This is a genomic window from Paraburkholderia sp. A1RI_3L (assembly GCF_048957895.1).
In the GTDB taxonomy this organism is placed as follows: Bacteria; Pseudomonadota; Gammaproteobacteria; order Burkholderiales; family Burkholderiaceae; genus Paraburkholderia; species Paraburkholderia kururiensis.
Window position 1 is genome coordinate 107,120 of sequence record NZ_JARCHA010000011.1, and the last position, 15,571, is coordinate 122,690.

Annotated in this window: 11 protein-coding genes; 6 read left to right on the top strand and 5 right to left on the bottom strand. The window is 65.7% G+C overall.

All coding sequences use genetic code 11. The features are described from left to right. Position 1 precedes the first annotated feature (1 nt). Together PXJ20_RS25570 and PXJ20_RS25575 are read right to left on the bottom strand one after the other, a co-directional pair. Positions 2–2,338 carry a molybdopterin cofactor-binding domain-containing protein gene (locus tag PXJ20_RS25570; RefSeq protein ID WP_421032409.1) on the bottom strand — a complete coding sequence of 779 codons (2,337 nt, stop codon included), beginning with the start codon at positions 2,336–2,338 and terminating at the stop codon, positions 2–4. 1 nt (position 2,339) lies between these two features. Beyond that, the gene (locus PXJ20_RS25575; protein WP_042303945.1) at positions 2,340–2,795 is read right to left on the bottom strand and encodes a (2Fe-2S)-binding protein; all 456 of its coding nucleotides are present in this window, start codon (positions 2,793–2,795) and stop codon (positions 2,340–2,342) included. Positions 2,796–3,112: 317 nt separating this feature from the next. Here PXJ20_RS25575 and PXJ20_RS25580 point away from each other — a divergent pair, with 317 nt between their 5' ends. Together PXJ20_RS25580 and PXJ20_RS25585 are read left to right on the top strand one after the other, a co-directional pair. After that, positions 3,113–3,511, top strand: a complete 399-nt coding sequence (locus PXJ20_RS25580) for a hypothetical protein (RefSeq protein WP_126877450.1) — start codon at positions 3,113–3,115, stop codon at positions 3,509–3,511. Positions 3,512–3,598: 87 nt separating this feature from the next. Beyond that, on the top strand, positions 3,599–4,417 hold the full coding sequence (locus PXJ20_RS25585; protein ID WP_421032410.1) for an alpha/beta fold hydrolase: 819 nt from the start codon (positions 3,599–3,601) through the stop codon (positions 4,415–4,417). A gap of 103 nt (positions 4,418–4,520) precedes the next feature. Here the strand turns inward: PXJ20_RS25585 and prpR are convergent, their stop codons facing one another. Then, entirely contained in the window at positions 4,521–6,578 is a 2,058-nt protein-coding gene (gene prpR / locus PXJ20_RS25590) for a propionate catabolism operon regulatory protein PrpR (protein ID WP_421032411.1), read from the bottom strand. A gap of 318 nt (positions 6,579–6,896) precedes the next feature. On the opposite strand from prpR, the gene prpB reads away from it, so the two are divergent. The 4 genes from prpB (at position 6,897) to prpF (ending at position 12,961) form a co-directional block, all read left to right on the top strand. Beyond that, complete coding sequence (prpB, locus tag PXJ20_RS25595; RefSeq protein WP_017776015.1) at positions 6,897–7,787, top strand: methylisocitrate lyase; 891 nt, start codon at positions 6,897–6,899, stop codon at positions 7,785–7,787. A gap of 28 nt (positions 7,788–7,815) precedes the next feature. Beyond that, the gene (gene prpC / locus PXJ20_RS25600) at positions 7,816–8,982 is read left to right on the top strand and encodes a bifunctional 2-methylcitrate synthase/citrate synthase (RefSeq protein WP_126877453.1); all 1,167 of its coding nucleotides are present in this window, start codon (positions 7,816–7,818) and stop codon (positions 8,980–8,982) included. 159 nt (positions 8,983–9,141) lie between these two features. Beyond that, positions 9,142–11,739: a Fe/S-dependent 2-methylisocitrate dehydratase AcnD gene (gene acnD / locus PXJ20_RS25605; protein ID WP_421032412.1), complete on the top strand. Its 2,598-nt coding sequence runs from the start codon at positions 9,142–9,144 to the stop codon at positions 11,737–11,739. Between the two features lie 31 nt (positions 11,740–11,770). Beyond that, on the top strand, positions 11,771–12,961 hold the full coding sequence (gene prpF, locus PXJ20_RS25610; RefSeq protein ID WP_421032413.1) for a 2-methylaconitate cis-trans isomerase PrpF: 1,191 nt from the start codon (positions 11,771–11,773) through the stop codon (positions 12,959–12,961). 49 nt (positions 12,962–13,010) lie between these two features. Here prpF and PXJ20_RS25615 read toward each other — a convergent pair whose 3' ends face one another. After that, the gene (locus PXJ20_RS25615) at positions 13,011–13,832 is read right to left on the bottom strand and encodes a peptidoglycan DD-metalloendopeptidase family protein (RefSeq protein ID WP_421032414.1); all 822 of its coding nucleotides are present in this window, start codon (positions 13,830–13,832) and stop codon (positions 13,011–13,013) included. Positions 13,833–14,322: 490 nt separating this feature from the next. Further along, the gene (locus PXJ20_RS25620; RefSeq protein WP_017776009.1) at positions 14,323–15,483 is read right to left on the bottom strand and encodes a porin; all 1,161 of its coding nucleotides are present in this window, start codon (positions 15,481–15,483) and stop codon (positions 14,323–14,325) included. Between the last annotated feature and the right edge of the window lie 88 nt (positions 15,484–15,571).

Consider the following 15,571-nt stretch of genomic DNA (forward strand, 5'->3'; position numbering starts at 1 on the left):
GTCAGGCGGTTTGAGCGTTCTGGAGCTGGCGGCCCACCGGCAATTGCCGCAGCCGCTTGCCCGTAGCCGCGTAGATCGCGTTGGTGATGGCGGGCGCGAGCGCCGCCGTGCCCGGCTCGCCGATTCCGCCCGGCGCCTCCGCGCTCTTCACGATGTGGACCTCGATGGGCGGCGTCTGGTCGATGCGCATCATCCGGTAGTCCGTGAAGTTGGTCTGTTCCACGCGACCGTTGCGGATCGTGATCTCGCCATACAGCGCAGCCGTAATGCCAAAGATCACGCCGCCCTGGATCTGCGCCTCGATGGTCGATGGGTTCACGGCCATGCCGCAATCCACGGCGCACACCACGCGGTTCACGGCCACCTCGCCTTGCTGGTCCACGGTGACGTCGGCCACCATGCAGAGATAGCTGCCGAACGCGTGCATGACGGACACGCCGCGGCCCTGGCCCTGGCCCTTTGGCAGCGCGCTGCCCCAACCTGCGGCCTGCGTGGCGACGTCGAGCACGTGCGCCGCGCGCGGCGACTTGCCGAGCAGGTCACGGCGATATTTCACGGGATCGGTCTTCGCCTGCGCGGCGAGTTCGTCGATGAAGCTCTCCACGACGAACGTGCCGCGCGTGGGACCCACGCCGCGCCAGAACGCCGTGGGTACCGTGTGCGGCTCGACTCGCACGTAATCGATCAGCTGGTTCGGCAGGTCGTAGGGCAGATCGACGGCCACCTCCACCGCGTCGGGATCCACGCCGTTCTTCACGGCGGGCGGCGCGAAGCGCGCAAGAATCGACGACCCCGCGATGCGATGCTGCCAGGCCACCGGCTTGCCGTTCGCATCGAGCCCGGCCGAAAGCGTGTCGTAGTAGTACGGGCGGTACATGTCGTGCTGGATGTCTTCCTCGCGCGTCCAGACCACCTTCACGGGCGCGTTCACCTGCTTGCCGATCTTGAGCGCCTGCGTGATCGCGTCCACTTCGAGGCGTCGCCCGAAACCACCGCCCAATAGAAAGTTATGCACGACGATCTTTTCCGCAGGCAGCCCCGTGATCTTCACGCCCGCATCCACGGCGCGCGTAGGCACCTGCGTGCCCACCCAGATATCGCAGCCGTCGGGACGCACATGCACCGTGCAGTTGATGGGCTCCATCGTGGCGTGCGCGAGGAACGGCTGCTGATAGACCGCATCAATGCGCGTCTTCGCTTCGCCGAACGCCTTGCCCACGTCGCCGTCTTTGCGGGCCACCGCGCCGTCGTGTTTCGAGGCATCGGCGAGATCGGCCACGATCTGCTGCATCGAAAGCGTTGCGGCCGGCCCCTCGTTCCATGTAACGACCAGCGCGGAGGCGCCGCGTTTCGCGGCCCACGTGTGGTCACCGATCACGGCCACGGCGTTGTCGATCTTCACGACCTGGCGCACGCCCGGAATCTTCTTCGCGTTCGTGTCGTCGACGGAAGCGACGGTGCCGCCGAACACCGGGCTGTTCACGATCGCGGCGTAGACCATGTCCGGCAGCCGCACGTCGAAGCCGAAGCGCGCCGTGCCGTCCACTTTCTCCGGCGAATCGAGGCGCTTCGTCGGCTTGCCGATCAGCGTGAACTGCTCGGGCTTCTTGAGCGGCACGTCTTGCGGCACGGGCAGCTTCGCCGCGGCATCCACGAGTTGGCCGTAAGCGATGCGCCGGTTCGTTTCCGCGTGCACGACCTCGCCCTTCTCGGCGTGGCACGACGCCGGGTCCACCTGCCACTGCTGCGCGGCGGCTGTCACGAGCAGCACGCGCGCGGTCGCGCCCGCGCGGCGCGCCGGCTCCCACGCATAGCGGATCGAAGTGGAGCCGCCCGTAAGCTGGCCGCCCAGCAGCGGGTCCATGAACAGCTTCTCGTTGGGCGGCGCGTGATCGAGCGTTACGCTTTCGAGCGGTACTTCAAGCTCTTCGGCCATCAGCATCGGAATCGACGTGTAGACGCCCTGGCCCATTTCGACCTTCGGCATGACGAGCGTGACCTGGCCGTTGCGGTCGATCTGGATGAACGCGTTGGGCGCGAATACGCCCGCGGGCGCGGGTTCGCTCGCATCGCCGCCCACCACGGATTTGCGTGCCGCGCCGCCTGTATCGGTGGCTGCAGCGTTGTTCGCCGCCGCTTCGTCGCCGCTCGCCGCCCGCACGCTGAAGCCGAGCAGCAGACCGCCGCCCGCGAGCGCACCAAGCGTCATGCCGGCCTTGAGGAAGGTGCGGCGCGAGAGACCGCGTTCGTGCGGCGCGAGCGTCGCGTCTGCCGCTTCGAATGCTTCGCGCGCGTCGCCTTGTGCGTGCTTGCCTGCTTCGAGGAGTCCGCGCGACATGTCACGCCCCCTTCGCGGCGTGCTTGATCGCCGCGCGAATGCGGTTGTAGGTACCGCAGCGGCAGATGTTGCCGGCCATCGCGGCGTCGATGTCGGCGTCGCTGGGGGCAGGGTTTTGCGCGAGCAGCGCAGTGGCGGTCATGACCTGACCCGACTGGCAATAGCCGCACTGCACCACATCGACCTCACGCCATGCCTGCTGGATCTTCTGGCCGGCAGGCGTTGCGCCTACCGCTTCGATGGTCGTGATCTTCTTGTCACCCACCGCGGCGACGGGCAAGACACAGGAGCGCACGGCCGCGCCATCCAGATGCACCGTGCAGGCACCGCACTGTGCAATACCACAGCCGAACTTGGTTCCCGTCAGTCCGACGAGATCGCGCAGCACCCAGAGCAGCGGCATATCGGGCGGAGCGTCCACCGTATGGATCTCGCCGTTGATGTTTAGCGTCGTCATGAACAACTCCGATTGTGGGCTATTGTTTGTGAACACGGGCCAATGAAGCGCCATGCGGATGAACTGTTCTGCATTGCGCACGGATGGCCGATTGAAGACTGAAAGAACGCGATTGCATTGCACGAAAATGCAGTGAATCCGGAGCGAATCGAGAGCGGCAAAAAATTGTAGCCGCTGCCGGCAAGATGCGTCGCCAGACTGCACAATGCCGCATGAGGCATCATGCATTGCATGCCGCCCCATCCTCGATACGCAGCAACTGCATTGCAGTGCATCGCATTGCATTGCGTCTTCCGACCGCCGACAGGAGCCCGACCATGAACGAACAGCGCGCCATCCAGTTCCTCACTGAAGTGCGCAAGCCCCTGCTCGCGCTCCACAAGGCGATACTCGACCACGAACGCGCGTCCTATGAAGCGGAGTACGGCCCCACCACAGCCGCGAGCTTCCTGCAAGTTCTCATCAACGGCGAGGCGTTTCGCTGGATCACGCCGCTCTCTACGGTGATCGCCAATATCGACGAAACGCTGGACGGCAAAGACGCCACCGCCGACGACCGCATCGGCTCCGCACAGGCGGTCAGGGCGCTGTTCGGCAACGAAGGCATGCAGCAGGCGTTTCTGGAGCGGTATCGCGCGTTGCTGCAACAGAGTCCCGGCGTGCTTCACGAGCATGCGCGCGTCGCGCAAGTGCTGCGAACCGTGGAAGCCGCGTAGCGCGCGGACGATTGACGCTCGACCGATTCGTTGCCCTCATCCCATTGCCCTCATCCCATTGCCCTCATCTTTCGCGAGGCATCGTTCATGAAGCCATGGCTGCTCGATCAGCGTTATCTCTTCCAGGGTCAATCCGTACCGTTTCGCGTAAGCGGGAGCGGCAGGCCACTCGTGCTCATCCACGGCACGCCGTTTTCGTCGTGGGTATGGCACCGCGTCGCGCCGTGGCTCGAATCGATCCGCACGGTCTACGTCTATGACCTGCTGGGTTACGGTCAGTCGGAGCAACGCGCGGGGCAGGACGTCTCGCTCGGCGTACAGAACGAACTGCTCGCGCAACTCCTTGCGCACTGGGAACTGGATCGTCCCGATGTGATTGCGCATGACTTCGGCGGCGCCACGGCGCTACGCGCCCATCTCGTCAACGGATGCGAATACCGTAGCCTGACGCTGATCGACCCGGTCGCCGTGGCGCCATGGGGCTCGCCGTTCGTGCGGCATGTGCGCCAGCACGTCGATGCGTTTGCGGGCATGCCGCCGTATATCCACGAAGCCGCCGTCAAGGCCTACGTGCGCGGCGCCGTGGCGCGTGCCATTCCGGACGGCGAGTTGCAGCCCTATGTGACTCCGTGGCTCGGCGAAACGGGCCAGGCCGCTTTCTATCGCCAGATTGCGCAGATGGATCAGCGCTACACGGACGAAGTGGAGCCGCGCTACAGCACCATTCGCTGCCCCGTGCAGATTCTTTGGGGCGAAGACGATCAATGGATTCCGCTTGAACGCGGCCGTCATCTCGCGAGCGTGATTCCGTCGGCGCGGTTCCAGGCGGTACCGAACGCAGGACATTTGATGCAGGAAGATGCCCCGGAGGCCATCGTCGCGGCGGCACTCGAATTCCTGCGTTAGAGGCTCAGCAGGGGCTCGGTGGTATGCACGCCAGCCGTTGCCGGCCATGCACGATCGTGCCGTGCAACGTACTGCATACCTACTGCCCTACCTACTGCACTCCCTACTGCCCTTTGCGCCCGCTTCCGCCCGCCTGCAGGCCAGCCGCAGACGTCAAAGGCTTCGCGCCCGCGTTGAGCTTTCTCCACAGCGTCGTCTTGCTGATGCCCAGCATCGCGCACACCTGTTCGCGATCTCCGTTGCAGGCGTCCAGTGCGGCGCGAATCTCGTCGGCTTCAACGCGTCGGCTGCGTTCGCGCAACGAGAGCGCAGCCGGCGCCGGTGCGCTGCCCTCCGTATCGGCGACTGCAGCCTCCGCCGGCTCCTTGTCGAACAGCTCGGGGGCAATCGAGTGCAACACCTCATACGTCAGCGTTGCGCCCGGGTCCGTTGAATCGGCCAGTTCCACCGCTGCACGCTCGATCACGTTCTGCAGCTCGCGCACATTGCCGGGCCAACTGTGGCGGCACAGCGGTTCAACTGCCGGCGCGAGCATCGCCGCGGCATCCGTCAGGCTGGTCACGCGCGGCGCGAGCCGTGCTTCGCGGCGCGCAGCGGCCAGCAGCAGTTCTGCCGCGAGCGGCATGATGTCCGCCGTGCGTTCGCGCAGCGGCGGCAGCGCGATGTTCAGGATGTTGAGACGGTAGTAGAGATCGGCGCGGAACTCGCCGGTCTCGATGGCATCCGTGAGCGCGCGGTGCGTCGCGGCCACGATGCGCACGTCCACGCGCGTCGGCTCCGTTGCGCCGAGGCGAATCACCTCGCGCTCCTGCAGCACGCGCAGCAGCCGGCTCTGCAGGGGCAACGGCATCTCGCCGATCTCGTCGAGAAACAGCGTGCCGCGATGCGCCGCTTCGATCAGGCCAGCTTTGCCGCCGCGCCGCGCGCCGGTAAACGCGCCCTCCTCGTAGCCGAACAGTTCGCTTTCGAGCAGCGCCTCGGGGAATGCTCCGCAGTTGATTGCGACGAACGGAAAGTCGCGGCGGCCGCTCGCGCGGTGCAGCCCCTGGGCCACCATTTCCTTGCCTGTGCCGCTCTCGCCGCGAATCAGTACGGTGGCGTCCGAGGCCGCGTAGCGCAGCGCAAGCTGTCGCGCGCGTTGCATCGCGGGCGATTCGCCGACCAGATCGTCCAGCCGGTAGCGCGCCACGAACTGCGGCGCGCGCTGACGCGAGCGCAGCGTGCGATCGAGCCGCTCCACGGCGCGCGACTCCTGGAAGGTCAGCACGGTGCCGGTCGTCACGCCCTTGTCGACAATCGGTCCGCGATGCAGGACGTAGCTCGAGCCGCGCACCGTTTCCAGCGACTCGCCCTGCCCGTCGGGTCCGAACACGGCCATGTCGCGCACGGTCGCGGCCACGTCGGGCGCGAGGTCGGCGAACCGGCGCCCCGCACAGGCATTCGGGTCGATGCCGAGCACATTGGCGAGCCGCTGGTTGATGGCCTCCACGCGGCCGGCGGCATCGAGCGCCACCACGCCGTCGCGCAGATGCTGGAGCACGTTGTCGAGCCGCTGCCGCCGCACGCCTTCGCGCCACGTGGCCTGGGCGACGTCGAGCGCGTTGTCGAATGCGGCATGCACCGAGGCGCGCGAGTAGAGGAACACGGCAGCCAGCCCCGCGCGCGCCGCCAGATCCGTCACGAGCCCGGGGCCCACGATCGTGCCCACGCCGCGGTCGCGCAGGTCCAGCACGCAGGTCTCCGCGTCCTGGGCCGACTGGTACGACGCGAACACGACATCGATCCCGTACGCGGCCACGAAACGGCGCACTTCGGGCGGCGTTTCGCCATACGTCACCAGCGCGACGGACGACGACGCATCGCGCCGCGCCCTTGCCAGCGCGTGCATCACATCGAAGCCGGTGGGCATGACGAGCACCACCGGCACATCGATGCGCGCCTTCAGATAGGTGCCGTTCGAACCGGCGGCCACCACCACGTCGGGCCGGCTCGCGCCGGCCACGGCGATTTCGTTCGCGGCGTCTTCGTAACCGCGCGAGACGATGCGCAGGTCGGCGCGCTCGATGTATTCCGACGCGATGTCGCGGAACAGGTCGCGCAGGCGGCTGATGCCGATGGCCCACACGCGCGGTCGCGGGCCGGGTTCGGGAAGGCGATTCATGAGGATGGAACGTTGACGGCAAGGTGCTGCCGGGATGGCAGAGGATCTAGCCTCATTATGGACTACGTGTTGCGTTTTTGAAATTCGATATTCCACATATGAAACCACGGCCGGTGCCGGCTCGCATACCTCTTCGAGCAGTTTCCCACCGAATCAACAGGTTATCGCCCGGGATAGGGCTCACCCCGCTATTGGCCCGGTCCTTGCAATACTTGCGCAGCCGGAACCGGCTCGTACGGCTTGCTCTTCTGCGCCGAGGCCGGTTCCCTCCGCTCATTCCTCATTGCGCGCCGACGCGCAGCCCCAAGGAGACGAACCATGAACAACGCATCCCTCGCCAGCGCGGGCGCCCGCTTCCGCGCGGTCGTCGCGACTGAGCAGCCGCTGCAGGTAGTCGGCGCGATCACCGCCTACGCCGCAAAAATGGCCGAAGCGGTGGGCTTCAAAGCCCTCTATCTCTCGGGCGGCGGCGTTGCGGCCAACTCGCTCGGCGTACCCGATCTGGGCATCAGCACGATGGACGACGTGCTCATCGACGCCCGCCGCATCACGGATGCCACGCCGCTGCCGCTCCTCGTCGACATCGACACGGGCTGGGGCGGCGCCTTCAACATCGCGCGCACCGTCCGCTCGTTCATCAAGGCCGGCGTAGCCGCCGTTCACCTCGAAGATCAGGTCGGGCAGAAGCGCTGCGGCCACCGCCCGGGCAAGGAATGCGTGCCCAAGGAAGAGATGGTGGACCGCGTGAAAGCCGCCGTGGACGCCCGCACCGACGACCAGTTCGTCATCATGGCCCGCACCGATGCAGCCGCCGCCGAAGGGCTGGATGCGGCCATTGAGCGCGCCGTTGCATACGTGGAAGCCGGCGCGGATATGATCTTTCCGGAAGCGATGAAAACGCTCGAGGACTACCGCCGCTTCAAGGCCGCCGTGAAGGTACCGATTCTCGCCAACCTCACGGAATTCGGCAGCACACCCTTCTTCACCGTGGACGAACTGCGCGACGCGAACGTCGATATCGCGCTCTATTGCTGCGGCGCGTATCGCGCCATGAATGCAGCGGCGCTGAACTTCTACGAAACCGTGAAGCGCGACGGCACGCAAAAAGCCGCGGTGCCGACGATGCAGACGCGCGAGGATCTCTACCGCTATCTCGGCTATCACGCGTACGAGCAGAAGCTCGACGCGCTGTTTGCCGGCAAAAAGTAACCCCCATACAAAGACTGAGGACGACACCATGAGCGAAGCAGACAACACCACCGCAACCGCCAGCGGCTTCAAGCCCAAGAAATCCGTCGCACTTTCGGGCGTGACCGCCGGCAACACCGCCCTGTGCACCGTGGGCCGCACCGGCAACGACCTGCACTACCGCGGCTACGACATCCTCGACATCGCCGGCGCCTGCGAATTCGAGGAAGTCGCTCACCTGCTCGTGCACGGCAAGCTGCCCAACGCCGCCGAACTGGCCGCCTATAAGACGAAGCTCAAGGCCCTGCGCGGCCTGCCCGCCAACCTGAAGGCCGCGCTCGAGTGGATCCCGGCCTCGGCGCACCCGATGGACGTCATGCGCACCGGCGTCTCCGTGCTCGGCACCGTGCTGCCCGAGAAGGACGACCACAACGTGCCCGGCGCGCGCGACATCGCCGACCGCCTGATGGCCTCGCTCGGCTCCATGCTGCTGTACTGGTACCACTATTCGCACAACGGCCGGCGCATCGAGGTGGAAACCGACGACGACTCCATCGGCGGCCACTTCCTGCACCTGCTGCACGGCACCGCGCCGCGCAAGTCGTGGGTCGACGCGATGCACGTCTCGCTCAACCTCTATGCCGAGCACGAGTTCAACGCCTCCACGTTCACGGGCCGCGTGATCGCGGGCACGGGCTCGGACCTGTACTCGGCCATCACGGGTGCCATCGGTGCGCTGCGCGGGCCGAAGCACGGCGGCGCCAACGAGGTCGCCTACGAAATCCAGTCGCGCTACCAGACGCCCGACGAGGCCGAAGCCGACATCCGCCAGCGCGTGGCGAACCGCGAAGTGGTGATCGGCTTCGGTCACCCGGTCTACACGATCTCGGACCCGCGCAACAAGGTCATCAAGGACGTCGCGAAAAAGCTCTCGAAGGAAGCCGGCGACATGAAGCTCTTTAACATCGCCGAGCGGCTCGAAAGCGTGATGTGGGACGCCAAGAAGATGTTCCCCAACCTCGACTGGTTCAGCGCGGTCTCGTATCACATGATGGGCGTGCCCACGGCCATGTTCACGCCGCTCTTCGTGATCTCGCGCACCTCGGGCTGGAGCGCCCACATCATCGAGCAGCGCATCGACAACAAGATCATCCGCCCGAGCGCGAATTACACGGGACCGGAGAACCTCAAGTTCGTGCCCATCGAGAAACGCTGAGACGCCTTGCGAGCGGCGGTCTAACGTACTCCGTTACCACGCCGCTCGCCTGGGCGATTGTGCGACGAGGTGGGTTCCGCCGCACCTCGTCCGATCAGCCGATTGACCCGCCGCGCCCCTGCCCCCGATCATGACGATCATTTCCGCCCCCGCAATGCCATGAATACCGCTTATCGCAAACCCCTGCCCGGCACCCGGCTGGACTACTTCGATGCGCGCGCCGCCGTCGAGGCGATCCAGCCCGGCGCGTGGGACACGCTGCCCTATACCTCGCGTGTGCTCGCCGAAAACCTCGTGCGCCGCTGCGACCCCGCCACGCTCACTGAATCGCTGAAACAGTTGATCGAGCGCCGCCGCGATCGCGACTTTCCGTGGTTCCCGGCGCGCGTGGTCTGTCACGACATTCTGGGTCAGACCGCACTCGTCGATCTGGCGGGCCTGCGCGATGCCATCGCCTCGCAGGGCGGCGACCCGGCTCAGGTGAATCCGGTCGTACCGGTGCAGTTGATCGTCGATCACTCGCTGGCCGTGGAATGCGCGGGCTTCGACCCTGACGCGTTCGCGAAAAACCGCGCAATCGAAGATCGCCGCAACGAAGACCGCTTCGACTTCATCAACTGGACGAAACGGGCCTTCCGCAACGTCGACGTGATTCCGCCGGGCAACGGGATCATGCATCAGATCAATCTGGAGAAGATGTCGCCGGTAGTCCAGGTGAGCGACGGCGTGGCCTACCCCGATACCTGCGTGGGCACCGACAGCCACACGCCGCACGTCGATGCGCTGGGTGTGATCGCCATCGGCGTGGGCGGGCTGGAGGCCGAGAACGTGATGCTGGGCCGCGCGTCGTGGATGCGGCTGCCCGACATCGTCGGCGTCGAGCTGACAGGCCGTCGGCAACCCGGCATCACGGCTACTGACATCGTGCTCGCGCTCACCGAATTCCTGCGCAAGGAAAAGGTGGTGGGCGCGTATCTAGAGTTCCGCGGCGAAGGCGCCTCGACGCTCACGCTCGGCGACCGCGCGACCATCTCCAACATGGCACCCGAATACGGCGCCACGGCGGCGATGTTCTTCATCGACAGCCAAACCATCGACTATCTGCGCTTGACGGGCCGCGACGACGCGCAGGTGCAGCTCGTCGAGACCTACGCGAAAGCTGCGGGTCTCTGGGCCGATTCGCTTGCCCACGCGCAATACGAGCGCGTGCTGAAGTTCGATCTTTCGAGCGTGGTGCGCAACATGGCGGGGCCGTCGAACCCGCACCGGCGCCTGCCCACGTCGGCGCTCGCCGAGCGCGGCATCGCGGGCAAATGGGAAGACGTGCCGGGCCAGATGCCCGATGGCGCCGTGATCATCGCCGCGATCACCAGCTGCACGAACACCAGCAATCCGCGCAACGTGATTGCCGCTGCGCTGCTCGCGCGTAACGCGAACGCTCGCGGGCTCACGCGCAAGCCGTGGGTCAAGAGTTCGCTCGCGCCGGGATCGAAGGCGGTCGAGCTTTATCTGGAAGACGCCGGGCTCCTGCCGGACCTCGAAAAACTGGGCTTCGGCATCGTGGCGTTCGCATGCACGACGTGCAACGGCATGTCGGGCGCGCTCGATCCCGTCATCCAGAAAGAGATCGTGGAGCGCGACCTCTACGCCACCGCGGTGCTCTCCGGCAACCGCAACTTCGACGGCCGCATTCATCCGTACGCGAAGCAGGCATTCCTCGCCTCGCCTCCGCTCGTGGTGGCCTACGCGATTGCGGGCACGATCCGCTTCGACATCGAGCGCGACGTGCTCGGCACCGGTCCGCAGGGCGAGCCGGTCTATCTCAAGGACATCTGGCCGTCCGACGAGGAGATCGATGCGATCGTCGCGCAGAGCGTGAAGCCCGAGCAGTTCCGCCGCGTCTACGAACCCATGTTCGCCGCTACCGCCGCAAGCGCCGAGCCGATCAGCCCGCTCTACGACTGGCGTCCGCAAAGCACGTACATCCGCCGGCCGCCGTACTGGGAAGGCGCGCTTGCCGGCGTGCGCACGCTGCAAGGGCTGCGGCCGCTCGCCGTGCTCGGCGACAACATCACGACAGACCACCTGTCGCCTTCGAACGCGATTCTCGCCAACAGCGCCGCGGGCGAATACCTCACGAAAATGGGCCTGCCCGAAGAGGACTTCAATTCGTACGCGACGCATCGCGGCGACCACCTCACAGCGCAGCGCGCGACGTTTGCGAACCCCACGCTCGTCAACGAAATGGCCGTGGTGGACGGCAGTGTGAAAAAGGGATCGCTCGCGCGCATCGAGCCGGAAGGCAAGGTCGTGCGGATGTGGGAAGCCATCGAGACCTACATGGAGCGCCGGCAGCCGCTCATCATCGTGGCGGGCGCGGACTACGGCCAGGGCTCGTCGCGCGACTGGGCGGCGAAAGGCGTGCGCCTCGCGGGCGTGGAAGCGATCGTGGCCGAGGGCTTCGAGCGTATTCACCGCACCAACCTGATCGGCATGGGCGTGCTGCCGCTCGAGTTCAAGGCCGGCGTGAACCGACAAACGCTCGGCATCGACGGCACCGAAACGTTCGACGTGATCGGCGAGCGCAAGCCGCGCGCGGATCTCACGCTCGTCATTCATCGCCGCAATGGCGAACGCGTCGAAGTGCCCGTTACCTGCCGGCTCGATACGGCCGAGGAAGTGTCGATCTACGATGCGGGCGGTGTACTGCAACGCTTTGCGCAAGACTTCCTCGCGCAGTCGAAAGCGGCGGTCTGAACGAGACGGAAAAAAGGGAAACGACATCACCATGGCTCACCTGCCCCAGATCCGCATTCCCGCCACGTACATGCGCGGCGGCACCAGCAAAGGCGTGTTCTTTCGCCTCGAAGACCTGCCCGAAGCCGCACGCGTGCCGGGCGCGGCACGCGACGCGCTGCTGTTGCGCGTGATCGGCAGCCCCGACCCGTACGGCAAGCAGATCGACGGCATGGGCGGCGCGACGTCGAGCACCAGCAAAACCGTGATCGTGGCGAAGAGCAGTCGGCCCGATCACGACGTGGATTACCTGTTCGGCCAGGTTGCCATCGACCGCGCGTTCGTCGACTGGAGCGGCAACTGCGGCAATCTTTCGGCCGCCGTGGGTCCGTTCGCGATTGCGAACGGACTCGTCGATTCGAGCCGCATTCCGCATGACGGCGTGGCGGTCGTGCGCATCTGGCAAGCCAACATCGGCAAGACCATCGTCGCGCACGTGCCCATCACGGCGCGCGCCGTGCAGGAGACCGGCGACTTCGAACTGGACGGCGTGACGTTCCCCGCGGCCGAGGTCCAGCTCGAATTCATGGACCCGGCTGCCGAGGAAGAAGGCGCAGGCGGCGCGATGTTCCCCACCGGCCACCTCGTGGACGACCTCGAGGTGCCGGGCGTCGGCACGCTCAAGGCGACCATGATCAATGCCGGCATTCCGACCATCTTCGTCAATGCCGAGGCGATCGGCTACACGGGCACCGAGTTGCAGGACGCCATCAACGGCGACCCGAAGGCCCTCGCAATGTTCGAGACGATCCGCGCGCACGGCGCGCTGCGCATGGGTCTCATCAAGCAACTGGACGAGATCGCCACGCGTCAGCACACGCCGAAAGTGGCGTTCGTGGCGAAGCCGGCGGACTACGTGGCGTCGAGCGGCAAACGCGTCGCGGCAGGCGACGTCGATCTGCTGGTGCGGGCGCTCTCGATGGGCAAACTGCACCACGCGATGATGGGTACGGCTGCCGTGGCTATCGGCACGGCAGCTGCGATTCCTGGCACGCTCGTGAATCTGGCGGCGGGCGGCGGCCCGCGCGAGGCGGTGCGCTTCGGTCACCCGTCCGGCACCTTGCGCGTTGGAGCGGAAGCAACGCAGATCGACGGCGAGTGGAAGGTCACCAAGGCGGTGATGAGCCGCAGCGCCCGCGTGCTGATGGAGGGTTGGGTGCGGGTGCCGGGAGATACGGTATAGGTGCGTAACCTTCGCGCCGGCGGCGAACTTCCGGCGCTCGCCACCACGCTCACCCGTTCTGACTGCGCAAATACGCCATCGGGTCCACCGGCTTGCCGTCTCGACGCACTTCGAACAGCACGGCGGCGCGTGAGCGGTTGTCGGCCCCCATCTCGGCGATCTGCTGGCCCTGGCGCACGATGTCGCCCGTCTTCACGAGCAGCCGGCGGCTATGGGAGTAAGCCGTCAGAAAGTCCTTATTGTGCTGGACGATGATGAGACTGCCGTATTCGTTGAGACCGGTGCCCGCGAACATCACCTTGCCGTCGGCGGCAGCACGCACGGGATCGCCTTCCTTGCCGCCGATCTCGATGCCCCGGTTCTCGCCGGGCTGGAACGACTCCACCACCTGCCCCTGTGCAGGCCACGCGAGCGACACGGCCGAGGCGTGACGCGAAATCGCTGAAGCAACACCGTGCGTATCCACGCCGCCCTTCGCCTGAACCGGCACGGTCTGGCGCGACACGATACGCAGCGTCTGGCCAGGCTTGATGCGGCTGGACGGCTTCAGCCGGTTCCACGCTGCGAGGTCTTTCACGGGACATCCATGGCTCTGCGCAACACGCTGCAAGGTGTCACCGCGACGCACCTTGTAGAAAACCGTCTTCGTCACAACGGTTGTCGCCCCCGCAGCGGCCGCCCCCTGGTCTGCGTCCGCGGCAGCATCCGACGTCGTCGCACCGGGTGTTGCACCCGTGCCCGATGCCACCGGATCCGGCACCACGGTGGGCTGCTCGGGATTCGCCGCGCACCCTGCCAGCACGACCGCTACCCATACGCCGGCCAGGCCCGCTCTCGTCCTGTAGAAACTGTTGAAACGACTTCTCGCCATCTCTCGCTTGACTCCTGCTCGAAATGTCCGCAGTTGCCACGCCTTCTGGACGCGGCGCCCGCACCCGCTGTCTCGCTATGCAAGAAATGCGGCGCTTCTGCTGTCAAAATTGCACAAAATGGCCTGATATGACCCCAAAGTTACGCAACATTGTAAAATGCACATGACAGTCGACGGGGCGTTTCAAACACTCTGATACAAATGTTTATCGACCCTGATCAAGCTGAATGCGCTTTCGGCACGGCTCGGCCTCGTGGGAAAAGGCGCGCCCTATAACGCGACATAACGGCAAAGGGTGGCGCAACTTGAGGCTGGAGCGTCGTTCGGGAGAGGCGTTTCAAACGACATATGCCGACGGCGGAATTGCTTCCCCCGCGGGAAACGAAAAAACCGCTGCCGCACGGCCTGCAAGGCAAGCCGGCGAACAACGGGCCAGGTACGAACAGGGGCGCGGCGCGCCTACCGCGCGCCGGAACAGCACCCTTTGGATTTAGAACTTGTGGCGGATCGCCGCGCGGAACGCGAACTGATGCTGCGACGACGACACGCCGGCCGAACCCGGAATATAGGCGTCGTCGAGGATCGTGCCGGTCCGGTCGCCAGCCACCTTCTGGTAGGCGCCCTGCAGATAGACGTCGGTGCGCTTCGACAGGTTGTAGTCCGCCATCAGGCCGAACGTGTGGTACTTGGGCTCGGGGTTGCCCGTCGAGGCATCGAACTTCGACAGCGTGTAGACGTACTGCGCGCCCACGAAGAACGACGGCGTCAGCTGGTACTTGCCGTTCACTTCGAAGTTCTGGTACTTGAGCGACGACGGGTTCTCGCCCGACGGCAACGCAATCGAGCCGACGTAGGCCGAACTGACCGGTTGCGTCACGTTGGTGTTCGTGTACGCGAAGCCGACCGTCGCGGGCCCGAACGTGTAGTTGACGCCACCGCCGAAGATGCGCAGGCGCTTCGAGTCGAAGTTCTCGTCGTCGCCGGGGCCGGCAATCGCGCCGCCCGACGTCGTGCCCGGATTGTTGGCCTGCAGGTAGGCGGCCGCAACGAGCAGGCCGCCGTTCGCGTACTGAGCCCCCAGGCTGTACTGGCGATTGTTCGCGAAGTTCGTCGAGTTGCTGAAGCTGTACGTGCCGCCGAACTGGAAGCCTGAGATGTCCGGGCTCGCGTACTTGACGGTGTTGTTGACGCGGAACGAGTTGTCCGTGTTGTCGTTGTCGTACGGGTGCGAGAGCAGGTAGCCGCCCCAGTTGCCGTTTGCCGTGGTCTGCGCAAGGTAATCGACCAGCGAGTCGTACTGGCGGCCCAGCGTGACCGTGCCGTACTGGCTGGAGGTCAGGCCGACGAAGGCCTGGCGCCCGAACATCCGGCCCCCCTGGCCGAGACGGCCCGAGTTCACGTCAAACCCGTTTTCCAGTGTGAAGATCGCCTTGAGGCCACCGCCCAGATCTTCCGCGCCCTTCAGGCCCCATCGGCTGCCCTGGGCATAGCCGCTCTCGAGCTGATATGCCGAGTGGCCGCCCGAGTTGCTCGTGTAATTGAAGCCTTCGTCGATCACCCCGTACAGCGTCACGCTGCTCTGGGCAAATGCGGGCGCCGCGAACGCGGCGAAGGCAGTGGATACGGCAAGCGCGATGACCTGTTTTTTCATGGATATCTCCGTTCCCTTTTGCTATTGGTTCTGACGTACTGCTTTCAGAAACTTGTTGTCTTTATGTCGCCCGCCGGGCCGTCTTGAA

Excerpts from the sequence above, each read along its gene's own strand:
- PXJ20_RS25570 (WP_421032409.1), bottom strand. The coding sequence starts at position 2,338 with ATGTCGCGCGGACTCCTCGAAGCAGGCAAGCACGCACAAGGCGACGCG.
- PXJ20_RS25575 (WP_042303945.1), bottom strand. The coding sequence starts at position 2,795 with ATGACGACGCTAAACATCAACGGCGAGATCCATACGGTGGACGCTCCG.
- PXJ20_RS25580 (WP_126877450.1), top strand. The coding sequence starts at position 3,113 with ATGAACGAACAGCGCGCCATCCAGTTCCTCACTGAAGTGCGCAAGCCC.
- PXJ20_RS25585 (WP_421032410.1), top strand. The coding sequence starts at position 3,599 with ATGAAGCCATGGCTGCTCGATCAGCGTTATCTCTTCCAGGGTCAATCC.
- prpR (WP_421032411.1), bottom strand. The coding sequence starts at position 6,578 with ATGAATCGCCTTCCCGAACCCGGCCCGCGACCGCGCGTGTGGGCCATC.
- prpB (WP_017776015.1), top strand. The coding sequence starts at position 6,897 with ATGAACAACGCATCCCTCGCCAGCGCGGGCGCCCGCTTCCGCGCGGTC.
- prpC (WP_126877453.1), top strand. The coding sequence starts at position 7,816 with ATGAGCGAAGCAGACAACACCACCGCAACCGCCAGCGGCTTCAAGCCC.
- acnD (WP_421032412.1), top strand. The coding sequence starts at position 9,142 with ATGAATACCGCTTATCGCAAACCCCTGCCCGGCACCCGGCTGGACTAC.
- prpF (WP_421032413.1), top strand. The coding sequence starts at position 11,771 with ATGGCTCACCTGCCCCAGATCCGCATTCCCGCCACGTACATGCGCGGC.
- PXJ20_RS25615 (WP_421032414.1), bottom strand. The coding sequence starts at position 13,832 with ATGGCGAGAAGTCGTTTCAACAGTTTCTACAGGACGAGAGCGGGCCTG.
- PXJ20_RS25620 (WP_017776009.1), bottom strand. The coding sequence starts at position 15,483 with ATGAAAAAACAGGTCATCGCGCTTGCCGTATCCACTGCCTTCGCCGCG.